This is a genomic window from Streptomyces sp. NBC_01275, assembly GCF_026340655.1.
In the GTDB taxonomy this organism is placed as follows: domain Bacteria; phylum Actinomycetota; class Actinomycetes; order Streptomycetales; family Streptomycetaceae; genus Streptomyces.
On the sequence record NZ_JAPEOZ010000001.1, the window covers coordinates 9572531 to 9585969 of the forward strand.

A 13439-nucleotide genomic window follows, 5' to 3' on the forward strand; every position below is an offset into this window, starting at 1 on the left:
AGGCGACGGGGGCAACGATGCGCATCGCGGTGACCGGGGCAGCGGGCCACCTGGGCGGGCGGGTGGTGCAGTTGCTCGCGGGCCGGGACGGCGTGGACGTCGTAGCGATGACCAGGCGGAAGCTGCCTACCGCGGCATTGCCGCCGCAGGTGAAGGTCGCCGTCGCCGACTACACCGATCCGCCCGCTCTGCGCGCCGCGCTGAAGGGTGTGGACACCCTGGTCTTCGTCTCCAGTGACGGGCCCGATGCACGGATGCTGCTGCACCACCGCAACGTCGTCGCCGCCGTGGCGGCCGAGCGCGTCAGCCATGTCGCGGCGCTGAGCAGCGTCGACGCCGACACGGCGTCCCCGTTCTGCTACGCGGTGGTCAACCGGCTCACCGAGGATCTGCTCCTGGCCTCCGGTGTCCCGTGCTCGTTCGCCAGGGCTTCGCTGTACATCGAGTTCTTCCAAGACTGGCTCACCAGGGCGCGCGCGACCGGACTGCTGCGGCTCCCGGCTGCGGACGGCCGGATCTCTCTGGTGGCTCGCGACGATGTGGCCCGCGCTCTCGTCGCGCTCGCGGTAGGCGAGCCGACCGGGCGTCACCATGACATCACCGGACCCGAGTCGGCGGACCTGGCAGGCATCGCCTCAGTCACGGCGGGGGCGTGGCAGACGCCTGTCGCCTACGTGGACATCCCCACTGGCACCTACTGCGCCGAGACAGCGGCGACCGGCCTGGACCCCTGGTGGCTCTACGCCTTCTCGTCCATGTTCGCCTCGGTGCGCGAGCAGCGCTGGGATCGAGTCTGCGACGACTACACCCGGCTGACCGGCCGCCTCCCCCTCGCTCTCCGCGACGTCCTATCGGCACAGGCGAGACAGCCGGACACTGCCGAATCGGCCAATTGAAGCACTCCGTCACACCGGCATCACCGACCGTCCACCGGTCACAGAACGTCACAGATCACCGGATCTGATACAGCTTCTGAGAACTCCTGACGGAATGCGCTCGGAGCTCGGTGCGCGGCATGTGTCCAGAACCTCGTGAGTGCCGACAGGGCCACTCGGTGAATTGACCGTGGCTGCGCTCGCGTTGGCGTGCCGGTCCGGGAGCTTGGGCTCAGCTCGCGGTCGAGTCCTTGGTCAGCGCGTCCATGAAGAGGTCGACGAGCGGACGGGCTTGCTCTTTGGTGCCGTGCTGCACGGAGTAGGCGATGCCGCCCATGAGGAGCAGGACATTGTCCGGGGCGACGTCCGTTCGCAGGCTTCCGTCTGAGGCGCCGGCCGTGAGGAGGGTGGCGACGGCGTCGGTGAGGAGTGCGCGGCTGTCGGAGTATGGATCGATGCCGGAGGCGATGACCGCGTTGAGGGCTTCGGACATTCCGCTCTTTGCCGTGGCGTAGTGGATGAAGTGTTCCATCCACATCCGGGTGGCCTCGGCGGCCGGGTGCTGGCTGAGAAGGTCGTTCACCTTCTCGCACACCTGGGTGAGTTGGCGTCGGTAGGCGGCGTCGATGAGGACTTCCCGAGTCGGGAAGTGCCGGTAGAGCGTGCCGACACCGACGCCCGCCTGCTTGGCGATGGCGGCGGGCGCGGTGTCCAGCCCCTGCTCGGCGAAGGCCTGCGCGGCGACCTCCAGCAGGCGCTCCCGGTTCTGCAGCGCGTCACTCCTGGTGCGGCGGGGCGTGGCGGGCATACGGGTTCCTTCGGTGTCGGTCTCCAATTGCTTTCCGGAATCCGTTCCGCTTAACTTTAAGCGGAACGAGTTCCGGTACCACTCTACTTCAGGAGACTCCCATGCCCGCTCCCTCCGGCAAGGCCTCACGTCACTGGTTCGTCACCGGAGCCTCCGGTGGGCTGGGCCGCCATCTCACCGAGCACGCCCTCCGCACCGGCGACCGCGTTACGGCGACGGTCCGCCGCCCGGCGGCTCTGGAAGACCTGCGCGAGACGTACGGCGACCGGCTGACCGTCGAGATCCTCGACCTCACGCGGCCGGCCGACGTGGACGAGGTGGTCGGCAGGACTCTCCGGTCCGGGCCGGTGGACATTGTGGTCAACAATGCCGGATACGCGGTTGTGGGCGCCGCCGAGGAAATGACCGTCGAGCAGATTCGCGACCAGATCGAGGTCCTCCTGCTCGCGCCGATGGTGATCACCCGTGCTTTCCTGCAGCCGATGCGTGAGCAGGGCGGTGGCCGGATCATCCAGATCTCCAGCGTGGGCGGCCAGGTCGGCATCCCCACTCACAGCTCCTATCACGCGGGCAAGTGGGGGCTGGAGGGCTTCACCGAGAGCGTCAGCCGCGAGGTCTGCGACTTCAACATTCACCTCACTCTGGTCGAGCCCGGCGCCACCCGCACGGGCTTCGCTTCGGCGCTGCAATACACCACCGAAACGACCGTCTACCGCGACAATGCCGTCGGTCAGACCCGGCACTACCTGGAAACCGCAGACGAGAGCGTCTTCACCGGCGACCCGGCCAAACTCGCCGCCGCCATCTACGACACCACCCGCCACCCGAGCCCGCCGCTGCGCCTGACTCTCGGCTCCGACACCTATAGCGCAATCCACGCGGCACTCACCGAACGTCTCACCGCGCTCGAGACCCAGAAGGATCTCGCTGAATCTGTCGCCTTCACCCACTGATCCGCCCACCGGCACGACCCGTCAGGAAATCTCGCCGCCCTTACGGCTTACGCATCTCCGCAACTGCGACGTCCGGAAGTCCGGCACGTCGTCTCACCTGGGCGTATGGACAAACAGGAACTCGGGGCGTTCCTCCGCAGCCGCCGCGAGCGGCTCTGCCCGCAGGACGTCGGCCTCCCCTCCGGACCGCGACGCCGCACACCAGGTCTTCGCCGCGAGGAAGTGGCGGTCCTCGCGCGCACATCTCCACGTGGGTGTCGAAGGCCGTATGCCCTGGCCCGGCGATGCCGGCAACCGGCGGGGAGCGTCAGTCCCTGGGACTGCGCCAGTTCGAGGAGTGTTCCTGCCTCGGGAGTCCACTTGTCGGTGGATCCCGATGACGATAGGTCACCTGGAACGGTCCGTCGTGCGGTGCCGGCCGGGGGGTGACGTCCACGGTCCTCGGCGAGTGGAAGGCGTCGTGCCGGATCGATTTCGCCGGCACTCCCGCCGCCTGGAGGGCCGCCCTCATGTCGGCCACGAACGAGGCGGACCCGCACAGGTGGACCTCGGTGGAGGCCGGATCGGTCAGGATGCCGGTGATGAGGGCGCCGTCGGGACGTCCTCGTCACGCACTTCCTTCCGGCGCGCCCGGAGCTGATGCGCGCCGTCGTGGCCGAGATGCTCGAGAGCTACGACACCGAACTCGCGGCGCTCGAAGAAGACGCGGACGCGCCGGCGCGACTGCGGATCCTGCTGCGCTGGATGCTCCCGCTGGCCGAGGACGAGTGGGCGGCGGAGAAGGGCCGCATAGTCCTCATCGCCCAACGCGAGCAGGAGCCGAGCTGGCCGACGGTCTGGTCCTGACGGCGGTGGAGCACCATGACGCCTGGCCGCCGGAGCGCCAGCTGGCTGTGCTGGACGAGGCGCTCGCGGCGTACGGTTTGCAGCGTCGGCCCGATCGTCGTAGTGGTGCCCCGGTCTTCCGACGTCAGTGACGCGCCGCCTGCGTGACGACCCGATCCGGCGCATCGGCGTTCGGCGTGCGGAACGGACATGGGGTGACCTACGGCAAGCCCGACGGCCCGGATCATCCCGGGCTCAGGGGGGGGGCGGGTCATTGGTCCTAGTGCTTTGTTCCGAGACGCGTTGGGCCGGGAGACCGATTCCCGCCCCGTCGGCCGGAACCTAGTGTCAACCGCATGAGCGACGGAGCGCAGAAATCCCCCGGCTACCGCGCGGTGGACGTCGTCCGCGGCTACGCGCACCGCGACGCCATCGCGGTGCGGGATGCGCTGGCCGGTCTGGACGTAGTCGCGTGGAGGGAGATGTACGCCGTTCTGAGCGGCCTGCTGCGCTCCACCGTCAGCATCATCGAGGTGACCGGCGAGCGCTGGACGGCCGGCCAACTGGTCGGACATGCCGACGAGGTCGCCGCCGCGGCCCCGCCCCACTACGAGTTCGCGATTGCCGAGGCGGCGCGGGCATGGGCCCGCGGGGACCCGTCGGCACTGAGCGCGCTGCCGGGCAGGGACCCCCTGGGGGCCGTGCACGTGACGGCCGTGTTCGTTGCCGCTCTGGGGCTGGCCCTGTGGGGCAGGACCGGATTCCTCGGTGTTCTCACGGCGTACGACGAGACCGTCAGCGCGATCGTGAACGGTCAGTCGCCCGGTCTCTGACCATTCCCCCGCCCGTCAGCACACAACCGGGGCCCCCGAAGGGAGCCCCGGTCCGCAGGGTGGTCCAGGTGAGTCGCCCTGGACGCCGCAGGGAGTCAGGAAGCCTTGAGGGCTGCGTGCTTGCCCTTGCTGGTCGCGTCCTCGAGGGCCCTGGCCTTGGACGCGTCGGCGAGCGGGATCAGCTCGGCCATGGCCGGGTTGGAGTGTGCCAGCGTGAGCTCGGGGACGATGAAGTCGACCTTCACGCCCATCATCTCGGTGAGGACTCCCTCCAGGTAGTTCTGCACGTACTCGAAGGGTTCGCGGGGGGTGCCGGGGGCGTAGGAGCCGCCACGGCTCGCCACGATGTACACCGGGGTGCCCTTGACCGCGGACTCCTCGACGAGCGCGGTACGGCCCACGAGTATCACCTGGTCGATCCACGCCTTCAGCGTGGAGGGAATCGTGAAGTTGTACATCGGTGCGCCGATGAGCACGGCGTCCGCGCTCTCCAGCTCCTCGACCAGCTTGAGCTGTTCGGCGAACGCGGCCGCCTGCTCCGGGGTGTGTTCGGCGGGGTCGGTGAAGGCCGCGGAGGCGGTGAGCGTGTCCAGGTGCGGCACCGGTTCGGCGTTGAGGTCCCGATAGATCACCGTGCCGTCGGGGTGCTGCGCCTCCCATGCCTGACGGAAGGCGGCCGTGACCGCGCGGGAGGCGGAGTTGTGCTCCGGCCACAGGGCCGAGTCCAGGTGCAGCAGCGTTGCCATGAGGGGTCTCCAAGGAAAGCGGTATGCGACAGGGACGCCCGGAAGAGACGAGCTGTAATTCCGTGCGTTCCTATTGATAGCATAGGGGCTTACTTTTTCTCACCTGCTACAGGTCTCACAGTAGACTTCAGGCATGACTGAACCGGTCGCAGAGCCCTGCAAGACGGTCGACGGCGCGATCACGCGCGTCTTCGCGCTGCTCGGAAAGCGCTGGACCGGCCCGATCGTGGCCGTCCTGATGGAGCACCCCGTGCACTTCGCCGACCTGCACCGCGCCATCCCGGGCATCAGCGAGCGCATGCTCTCGGACCGGCTGACCGAGCTGGGCGCGGCAGGGCTGGTCGTGCGCGAGGTGGACGAGGGGCCGCCGCTGCGCGTCTCGTACCGCTTGACGGAAGCCGGCGGGGCGCTTGAGCCGGCTCTCAAGGAACTGGCCGCCTGGGCGGAGAGGCATCTCCCGGAGGTGGATCGGAGCGCAGCCCCGGCCGCCTGCTGAGCAACCGCCGCACGTGGGGGACCGCCCTCCGGCCCGCGGAGTCGTCGGACAGGCTCTCGACGATGCGGATCTTCAGGTTCACACTCCGTCGGCTCGGACCATCCGCCGCACCAGGTCCACCCACGTGGCCTGGAGGCGTCCGACGGGGAACCCGCACCCGGCGTGCAGGTAGTCCGTCGTCTCGAAGTTCACGAAGGCGAGCAGGGCGTGGGCGAGCATGTCGCAGTCCCCGTCAACTCCGCTCTCTCGCAGGAGAGTCGAGACGTGCTGGTGGAACGCACGGCCGGTGTCGGAGGCGTGGCGACGCTCGTGGAGCACCTGGCGTCCCAGCGCGGCGCCCAGGTCCGCGTCGGCGGCGATGCGTTCGATCAGCGCACAGCCGAACGCCTCCAGCCGGTCCCTCGCGGGTGCGCCCGGCCCCAACGGCGGGGGACCCTCGGTGTAGGCCGTATGGAACTCGGCCTCCGCCTCACCGAGGAGGGCGAGCAGGAGCCCGTCGCGGTCGCCGAACCGGCGGAAGAGCGTGCCCTTCCCCACCCCGGCCGCCTCCGCGACCTCCTGCATCGTCACGTGCTCGGCCCCACGCTCGGCCACCAGCCCGGCCGCCGCCTCCAGCAGCCGGGCACGGTTGCGGGCGGCATCGGCCCGCTCGGCGGCCGTGTCGTCCGGTGCGTCCATCAGGGTGTTCCTGTCATTTGCGCGTACACACTTCCGTCCTCGATCCACGCCGGGTGCGCGGGGACGGGACGGGGCGCCGGCGGGTCGAGGGGGCGGGCTGTGCACAGGTCGAAGGGGGAGGTGTTCAGTCGGCACTCGACGGTGGGAGTGTCCACGACGAGTGAAACGGGCACGCCCTGCACCTCGAAGCGCCGCGGGGCGCACTCCTCCGACATGTCGAACCTGCGCCGGAGCGGCCCCCCCCGGGTCCAGGACGTCAGGAAGTGAGCTGCTGGTGCCCTATGACGGAGAGGAGTTCCAGCTTGCTGTGGCTCTCCGTGCCGGGGCGGGTAGTCAGCACCACCAGGGTCTGGGCGCGGTTCTCGGTGAAGAGGACCTGGCCGTCGACCTCGATGCGGCCGAGTTCGGGATGGACGATGGTCTTGCTCTCGTCGTAGCGCTGGGCGACTTCCTGGAGTTCCCACGCGCGGACGAACTCGGGGCTGTGTTCCTGGAGTTCGGCAAGGATGCGAGCGGCCCGGGGGGTGTCGCTGCCGGCTGTCAGCGCGACCCGCAGACGGGCTGCCTGGGTGCGGCTGTGGTGTGCGTGGTCTTCCTCGGGGTAGACCAGACGCTCGGCGGGGTCCATGAACCAGCGGTAGTAGGCGCTGCGGGCCAGGCCGGTGCGGCGGGTCTGGTCACCGAGCAGGGCGATGGCCAGCGGGTTCATCGCGAGGGTGTCGGCCATGTCGGTCAGGACCAGGGCCGGGGAGTCGTCCAGGCGGTCCAGGACCCGCATCAGGGTCGGGCTGACGTGCTCGGAGCGCTGGAGGCGGGCCGGGGCGTTGTGGCCGATGAGGACGAAGAGGTGGTCGCGCTCGTCCAGGGTCAGCCGCAGGGCCCGGGCGAGGGCCGTGGTGATCTGGATGGAGGGCTGCGGGGCACGCTGCTGTTCCAGGCGGGCGTAGTAGTCGGTGGACATGCCGGCGAGCTGAGCGACCTCCTCGCGGCGCAGCCCCTGCGTACGCCTGCGCGGCCCCTCGACCATTCCGACGTCGCGGGGGCGCAACATCTCACGCCGCCGGCGCAGGAATTCCGCCAGTTCCTTCTTGTCCATGCCCCCATCCTCGCCGAATCCCGCCCGGCTATCCAGAGACCGCCAATCCCTGGATGAGCAGTCCTCTCCCGCCCGCGCGGAGACGCTCATACGGTCGGCTCCGAGGGCGCTCACAGCATCGAGATTTCGCAATTGGCTTTCCACTATCGCGAGGCGGGCGATCCGGATGCGCCGCCAGTCGTTCTGCTGCACGGTCTCCTGTACGACGCGCGGGACTGGGACGAGATCGCGAGCTTCCTCGCCGAGCACTATCACGTCCTGGCCCTCACATAACGCGGCCATGGCGAAAGCGCGTGGCCCGGCACGTATTCCGGGAGCGACAAGCAGACCGCACCACCGAAGGAAACCATTCATGACTGCGCACAGCATCACACTCGACCTGGGGGACACCCGGATCACCGGCATAGGGGAACCAGGCCGTCCCGGAATGCCGTTGCTGGTCTGCCTTCCCGGGGGCGGTTACAACGCGTCGTACTTCGACGTGGCCGGTTATTCGCTGATGGACGCCGCGCGGCGCGAAGGCTTTCCAGTGGTGTCCCTCGACCGTCCGGGCCAGGGCGGCAGCACCGCTCTGAAGGGGGAGATCTCGTTCCGCCGAAACGCCCAGGTGCTCCAGGAGGCCATCGCCGAACTCTGGCGCCGGCACCTCTCGAACGCCCCTGGAGTCGTCCTCGTCGGACACTCGATAGGCGGTGCGATCACGCTGCACCTGGCAGCCGGCGACCGTACCTGGCCGCTCCTCGGTGTCTCCGTCACCGGAATCCATGACAGGTCGCAGCGGTCGAACGACGCGTTGAGGTCCCAGCCGCCGGCCAGCTCGATCGAGTTCAGCCGTGAGCACCTCCTGCGGTTCATGTACGGACCTGAGGACACGTACGATCCGGCGGTGCTCGACATCGCGAAGCACGCCGAATCGCCGGTTCCCCTAGCGGAGTTGGTGGAGGTGGCGGGTCGGTGGGGCACGGATTTCGCAGCGGTCGCCGCGAGGATCGAGGTACCCGTCCACTACGGGCTGGCCGAGCATGAAGGGTTCTGGCACAGCAGCGACGAATCGGTCGCCGCCTTCGGGAAGGCCTTCACCGCTGCACCCTCGGTGACTGCTCGGCGCATCCTGGGCGGTGGCCACAACATCGATCACCACTATGTCGGCGCGGCCTTCCACAAGGAACAGCTCGACTTCGCGAAGGGACTGGTCTCCCCGGTTCGGTAGCGACTGCCGGGAACCGGCATCGCGCAGCCGTCGACGGCGTCTGATCACGGCCGGGCGCGGCTGTGCCGAGCCGGAACGCACCACGTTGTCCGCCCACGGCAGCAAGGTCCGGGACCACGGAGTGAGTGGTCCCGGACCTTGGCCGGCAGGGCTGCTGGGACGACGTCCGCCGTCCCCGGGGCGGCGGGAAGCGAGCCCGCCAACCCGCTAGGACGACGCCGCCGAGAACGGCCGGGCCGTCGTCGTACGGGCCGTCGGCCTGCGCGCGGAAGGAGCCAGGGCTCCGGATCGGGGCCGCGGCAGACGACCCCGATGGTCAGTTCAGGCGTATGACCCGCTGGGAAATGCGCCAGCCGTCGGCGGTGCGCCGCAGTTCGTCCGTGTACACGGCGCTGATGACGGTGCCGCCGTCCACGACGCCCAGGCCCTTGGACCGGACCCGCGCCTCGTCGCCCGGGCCCTCCGACACGACGATGTTCGTCGTGTGATGAGCGCGCGCGTGCCCCTCGGCCCCCAGGACGGCGGTGACCGCTTCCAGTCCGACGGCCGGTTCGAGGCCGAAGGCGCTCGCGTCCCACACCGCGTCTTCGGTGAGGACTTCGCCGAGGCGGTCCAGCTCGTGATCGTCCATGATGTGGCCCCACAGGGCCAGCACCCGTGCTATTTCGACGGTGTCCTCGTTCGTGGGCTTCACGTCGTCGCTTCCCTTCTGTGCGTCACGAACAGGTTCAGGCGCCGCTGAGCATGGCGAGGACCTGGTCGTATGCGCCGTTGGCCTCCGCGTAACGGACGAACTTGGCGCGCTCGACGACGAGTTCCTTGGCGTCGGGCTGCTCGCGCAGAAGGTCGAGGGTCTCGTCGAGGAAGTCGTCCAGCGGCATGGCCGCCTCGCTGTCCTCCTGGCCCAGCAGGGTCGTGCGCACGCCGGGCGGGGCCACCTCGATGACCTGGACGCCGGCGTCGGCTCCGGCGAGCTGGACACGCAGGCTCTCGGAGAAGGAGCGCAGGGCGGCCTTGGTCGCGTTGTAGGTGGGGGTGATCGGCAGCGGGACGAAGGCCAGCGCGGAGGTGATGTTCATGACGGCCGCGTCGTCCTTGCCGATCAGGAGGGGGAGGAAGGCGTACGTCACCCGGATCGCGCCGAGCAGGTTGACCGTGACGTGGTCCTCGGCGATCTGAAGGTCGGCCGGGTCGAGGAGGTTCTCCCGCAGCATGATGCCGGCGTTGTTGACCAGGACGTTCAGCTCCGGGTGACTCGCCGCCAGGGTCTCTCGGGCCCGGGCGATCGAGTCGGGGTCGGCGACGTCGAGGACGAGCGCGTCGATGCCCGGGTGCTCGGCCGTGATCTCGTCGAGGAGCTCCTTGCGTCGGCCGGCGACGATCACCTTGTTGCCCGCCTCGTGCAGGCGTACGGCGAGTCCGCGGCCGATGCCCGAGGTGCCGCCGGTGATCAGGATCGTGTTGCCGGTCATCTTCATGGGGGGGTCTCTCTCCTTCGTTACGGCGGGCCGGTGAGCGCCCGCGGTATCGACCGTAGGAGCACCCGCGCAGGGGCGGGAGAGGAAGGTTTATCCATGGATCGGCGGTCCCTGTCTGGTGGGGGCCGGCTGTGCCCGAGGCGACGCGCGGTCCGCAGGCCCCCGTAGCGATCGAGGCAACGAACGTTTCCTGGCGCCAACTGACGGTCCTTGTCAGACTGCCGGTATGACGGACGGCCGGACGGACCACGTCGCCGTGGGTGACCCCGGGCTGTTCGGCCCGGACTCCGTCACCTGGCAGCTGTACGGCGACCCCATGATGTGGATCGCCGGAATCCGCGCGCTCTACCTCCAGGCGCTGCACCCGCGCGCGGTGCGCGGCGTCACGCAGAACTCCGACTTCCGGCGCGACGCCTGGGGCCGGCTGATGCGCACGGTGAGCTTCGTCGGCACGACCACGTACGGGACGAGCGAGGCCGCAGAGAGGGCCGGCGCCCGGGTCCGGAAGATCCACCGCATGCTGTCCGCGACCGACCCGGACACCGGGGAGCGGTACGGCGTCGACGAACCCGGGCTGCTGCTGTGGGTGCACTGCGCCGAGATCGACTCCTACCTGCACGTCCTGCACCGCTCCGGCTACCCCCTCACCGACGGCCGCCGACCGCTACCTGGCCGAACACCGGGTCAGCGCCCGCCTGGTCGGCCTCGGCCCCGACGCCGTACCCGCCAACAGAGCCGACATGGCGGCCTACTTCGAGAAGGTGCGGCCCGAACTCGCCGTGGGAGAAGAAGCGCGCGAGGTGGACGGCTTCCTGCTCTGCCCGCCGACGCACCCCTGCTCGTTCCGGCGCGCGCCCTGCTGTGGCAGCGCGTGGCGCACCTGGCGTACGCCTCCCTGCCGCCGTACGCCCACGAGCTGTACGGCAGACGGGCGCCGCGACCCGCAGCCGTCACCCGCGAGTTGCGCGCCACGGGCACCCTGCTGCGCTGTGTTCCCGCACGGGTGCGCTGGCAACTCCCGCCCAAACACATCCTGCGGGCCATGGCGAGACTCGGCCCGGACGCCCGCCCGGCACCATACAAAGTCGGGCTATAGACCGCCATACTGGACGAGCCAGGGGAGGGCCGGACAGGTACGGGGGCGGCGGCGCACTATGGCGGAGACCAGGCTGATCCAGGGCCGATACCGGCTGTTGGAGCTGATCGGGCGCGGCGGCATGGGCGAGGTGTGGAGCGCACGTGACGAGTCCCTCGGCCGGCAGGTCGCCGTGAAGTGCCTCAAACCCCTCGGCTCGCACCACGATCCGGCCTTCGCGCGCGTGCTGCGCGAACGGTTCCGGCGCGAGGCCCGGGTGGCCGCCGCGCTCCAGCACCGCGGGGTGACCGTCGTGCATGACTTCGGCGAGTCCGACGGCGTCCTCTTCCTGGTGATGGAGCTCCTGGACGGCCGCGACCTGTGCCGACTCCTCGACGACAACGCACGCCGCCCGCTGCCCGTGCCCGACGTCGAGGAGATCGCCGACCAGGTCGCCGCCGCCCTCGCCTACACCCACCGGCAGGGCATCGTGCACCGCGACCTGAAACCGGCGAACATCGTGCGGCTGACCGACGGCACCGTGAAGATCTGCGACTTCGGCATCGCCAGGCTCGGCCACGACATCGGCTTCACCTCCCGCCTCACCGGCACCGGCGTCGCGCTGGGCACCCCGCACTACATGTCCCCGGAGCAGATCGGCGGCGACGAGGTCGACCAGCGCAGCGACCTGTACTCACTGGGCTGCGTGCTCTACGAACTCGCCACCGGGGCACCGCCGTTCGACCTCGGCGACCCCTGGGCGATCCTCGTCGGCCACCGCGACACCGCGCCCCGGCCGGCCCGCGAGCACCGCACCGACCTGCCCGACTACCTCGACCGGATCATCCTGGACCTGCTCGCCAAAGAGCCCGGACAACGCCCGCCCGACGCACGGGAGGTGGGGCGCCGGATCACCGCGGGCCGTACCGCCGCGGCGTACGTGCCGACGCCGGTGACGGACCGGCCCGAGCCGCGGCCGGCCGCCTCCGCCGTGCGCGAGCGGCGCCTGCCGGACTGGACCCGGTCCATGACCACCGGCCACAAGGCGACCGGCGCCGGACTGCCGGCCACGCCCCCGGACGCCGGGGCGGCGCTGACCGGCGAGTGGATCCCCCGGCCCGTCCTCGGCGCCGTCCCCGCGCCGCCCGCACCGGACGCCCCGTCCCCGCGGACGCTCGCCGCGCTCGCCGGACGCCACAACGCCGGCCTGAGTCTCGGGCGGCTCGGCCGCTGGACCGAGGCCGGAGAGGTGCACCGCGCGGTCGCCGCCGAACGCGCGCATCTGCTCGGCCCGGACCACCCCGACACCCTCGCCAGCCGCTACGAGGTCGCCTTCACCCTCAGCCGGACCGGCCGCGCCGCCGACGCCCTGCGCGAGTACCAGCAGGTGGCCGCGGCCCGCATCCGGGTCCTGGGCGCCGACCACCCGGACACCCTCGCCACCCGCCAGGAGACGGCCTACGTCCTGGGCCGGCTGGGCCGTCACCTCGACGCTCACCAGGTGTACGCCTCGGTCCTCGCCGCCCGGGAGGGCACGGCCGGCCCCGACCATCCCGACACCCTGCGCTGCCGCCACAACCTCGCCTTCAACCTCAGCAGGCTCGGCCGCCTGGAGGAGTCCTACCGGATGGCGTGCGAGGTGGCCGTCGCCCGGACCCGCGTGCTGGGCGGGGAACACCCGGACACGCTCGTCACCCGCTGCGAAGTGGCCTACGCCCTGGGCCAGTTGGGCCGCTGGCCGGAAGCTCTCCAGGCCTACCGCGAGGTCGCCGAGGCCCGCGCCCGCGCCCTCGGCCCGGACCACCCCGACACCCTCGCCGCCCGCTACGAGACCGGCATCAGCCTGGGCCGCCTCGGCCGCAGCACGGAGGCGCTCCGCCTCTACCGCGATCTCGTCGAGGACCGCACCCGCGTGCACGGCGGCGCCGACCCCGAGACGCTGCGCGCCCGCCACGGCCTCGGCGTCAACCTCGGCCGGCTGGGCCGCTGGGAGGAGGCCCTCGCCGAGTCCCGGGACGTGTGCGCGATCCGCGAGCGGGTCCTGGGCCCCGACCATCCCGACACCCTCGTCAGCCGCCGCGAGGTCGCCGTCGGCCTGGGCTGGCTGGGCCGCTGGGCGGACGCCCGCACGGAGTACCGCCGGGTGGCCGAGGCCCGCGAGCGCATGCTGGGCCCCGACCACCCCGACACCCTCGCCGCCCGAGGCGACGAGGCCCACTGCCTGGAACGGCTCGGGCGGGGCCCGGAGGCGGTCGCGCTGTACCGGCGGGTGGCGGCCCTGCGACAAGGACGGGCCGCCGGCGGGGCGTAGCCCGACCGCATCAGTCCCAGCCCAGCTCCGGGTACGGACGGCCGGTGCGGATGCC

At 70.7% G+C, this 13439-nt stretch carries 14 protein-coding genes and 2 pseudogenes; 10 read left to right on the plus strand and 6 right to left on the minus strand.

Annotated features, from left to right (window positions below; all coding sequences use genetic code 11):
• The first annotated feature begins 17 nt into the window (after positions 1 to 17).
• Positions 18 to 896, plus strand: a complete 879-nt coding sequence (locus tag OG562_RS42095; RefSeq protein ID WP_266407507.1) for an NAD(P)H-binding protein — start codon at positions 18 to 20, stop codon at positions 894 to 896.
• Positions 897 to 1107: 211 nt separating this feature from the next.
• Here the strand turns inward: OG562_RS42095 and OG562_RS42100 are convergent, their stop codons facing one another.
• On the minus strand, positions 1108 to 1683 hold the full coding sequence (locus tag OG562_RS42100) for a TetR/AcrR family transcriptional regulator (protein WP_266407510.1): 576 nt from the start codon (positions 1681 to 1683) through the stop codon (positions 1108 to 1110).
• Between the two features lie 101 nt (positions 1684 to 1784).
• Between OG562_RS42100 and OG562_RS42105 the strand changes: the two genes are divergently transcribed.
• The 4 genes and pseudogenes from OG562_RS42105 (at position 1785) to OG562_RS42120 (ending at position 4294) form a co-directional block, all read left to right on the plus strand.
• Complete coding sequence (locus tag OG562_RS42105; protein ID WP_266407513.1) at positions 1785 to 2636, plus strand: SDR family oxidoreductase; 852 nt, start codon at positions 1785 to 1787, stop codon at positions 2634 to 2636.
• A gap of 105 nt (positions 2637 to 2741) precedes the next feature.
• Positions 2742 to 2873, plus strand: a pseudogene (locus tag OG562_RS42110) (transcriptional regulator); the annotation flags it as partial.
• A 402-nt stretch (positions 2874 to 3275) separates the two neighbouring features.
• Positions 3276 to 3482, plus strand: a complete 207-nt coding sequence (locus OG562_RS42115; protein WP_266407515.1) for a hypothetical protein — start codon at positions 3276 to 3278, stop codon at positions 3480 to 3482.
• A gap of 335 nt (positions 3483 to 3817) precedes the next feature.
• The gene (locus OG562_RS42120; protein ID WP_266407517.1) at positions 3818 to 4294 is read left to right on the plus strand and encodes a hypothetical protein; all 477 of its coding nucleotides are present in this window, start codon (positions 3818 to 3820) and stop codon (positions 4292 to 4294) included.
• A 95-nt stretch (positions 4295 to 4389) separates the two neighbouring features.
• Here the strand turns inward: OG562_RS42120 and OG562_RS42125 are convergent, their stop codons facing one another.
• Entirely contained in the window at positions 4390 to 5040 is a 651-nt protein-coding gene (locus OG562_RS42125) for an FMN-dependent NADH-azoreductase (RefSeq protein ID WP_266407521.1), read from the minus strand.
• A 133-nt stretch (positions 5041 to 5173) separates the two neighbouring features.
• Between OG562_RS42125 and OG562_RS42130 the strand changes: the two genes are divergently transcribed.
• The gene (locus OG562_RS42130) at positions 5174 to 5536 is read left to right on the plus strand and encodes a helix-turn-helix domain-containing protein (protein WP_266407523.1); all 363 of its coding nucleotides are present in this window, start codon (positions 5174 to 5176) and stop codon (positions 5534 to 5536) included.
• 78 nt (positions 5537 to 5614) lie between these two features.
• Here the strand turns inward: OG562_RS42130 and OG562_RS42135 are convergent, their stop codons facing one another.
• Together OG562_RS42135 and OG562_RS42140 are read right to left on the minus strand one after the other, a co-directional pair.
• Entirely contained in the window at positions 5615 to 6214 is a 600-nt protein-coding gene (locus tag OG562_RS42135) for a TetR/AcrR family transcriptional regulator (protein WP_266407526.1), read from the minus strand.
• 256 nt (positions 6215 to 6470) lie between these two features.
• Positions 6471 to 7310 carry a helix-turn-helix transcriptional regulator gene (locus OG562_RS42140; protein ID WP_266407528.1) on the minus strand — a complete coding sequence of 280 codons (840 nt, stop codon included), beginning with the start codon at positions 7308 to 7310 and terminating at the stop codon, positions 6471 to 6473.
• Between the two features lie 132 nt (positions 7311 to 7442).
• Here OG562_RS42140 and OG562_RS42145 point away from each other — a divergent pair, with 132 nt between their 5' ends.
• Both OG562_RS42145 and OG562_RS42150 read left to right on the plus strand, forming a co-directional pair.
• Positions 7443 to 7583: an alpha/beta fold hydrolase gene (locus OG562_RS42145; protein ID WP_266407531.1), complete on the plus strand. Its 141-nt coding sequence runs from the start codon at positions 7443 to 7445 to the stop codon at positions 7581 to 7583.
• A gap of 154 nt (positions 7584 to 7737) precedes the next feature.
• Positions 7738 to 8520 (plus strand): alpha/beta hydrolase family protein, encoded by a 783-nt coding sequence (locus tag OG562_RS42150; protein WP_266407534.1) that lies wholly within the window; start codon positions 7738 to 7740, stop codon positions 8518 to 8520.
• A gap of 316 nt (positions 8521 to 8836) precedes the next feature.
• Here the strand turns inward: OG562_RS42150 and OG562_RS42155 are convergent, their stop codons facing one another.
• Both OG562_RS42155 and OG562_RS42160 read right to left on the minus strand, forming a co-directional pair.
• Positions 8837 to 9214: a nuclear transport factor 2 family protein gene (locus OG562_RS42155; RefSeq protein WP_266407535.1), complete on the minus strand. Its 378-nt coding sequence runs from the start codon at positions 9212 to 9214 to the stop codon at positions 8837 to 8839.
• 34 nt (positions 9215 to 9248) lie between these two features.
• The gene (locus OG562_RS42160; protein WP_266407536.1) at positions 9249 to 9998 is read right to left on the minus strand and encodes an SDR family oxidoreductase; all 750 of its coding nucleotides are present in this window, start codon (positions 9996 to 9998) and stop codon (positions 9249 to 9251) included.
• 226 nt (positions 9999 to 10224) lie between these two features.
• Between OG562_RS42160 and OG562_RS42165 the strand changes: the two are divergent.
• Positions 10225 to 11094, plus strand: a pseudogene (locus OG562_RS42165) (oxygenase MpaB family protein).
• Between the two features lie 58 nt (positions 11095 to 11152).
• Positions 11153 to 13384, plus strand: a complete 2232-nt coding sequence (locus OG562_RS42170) for a serine/threonine-protein kinase (protein WP_266407538.1) — start codon at positions 11153 to 11155, stop codon at positions 13382 to 13384.
• Positions 13385 to 13439: the final 55 nt, after the last annotated feature.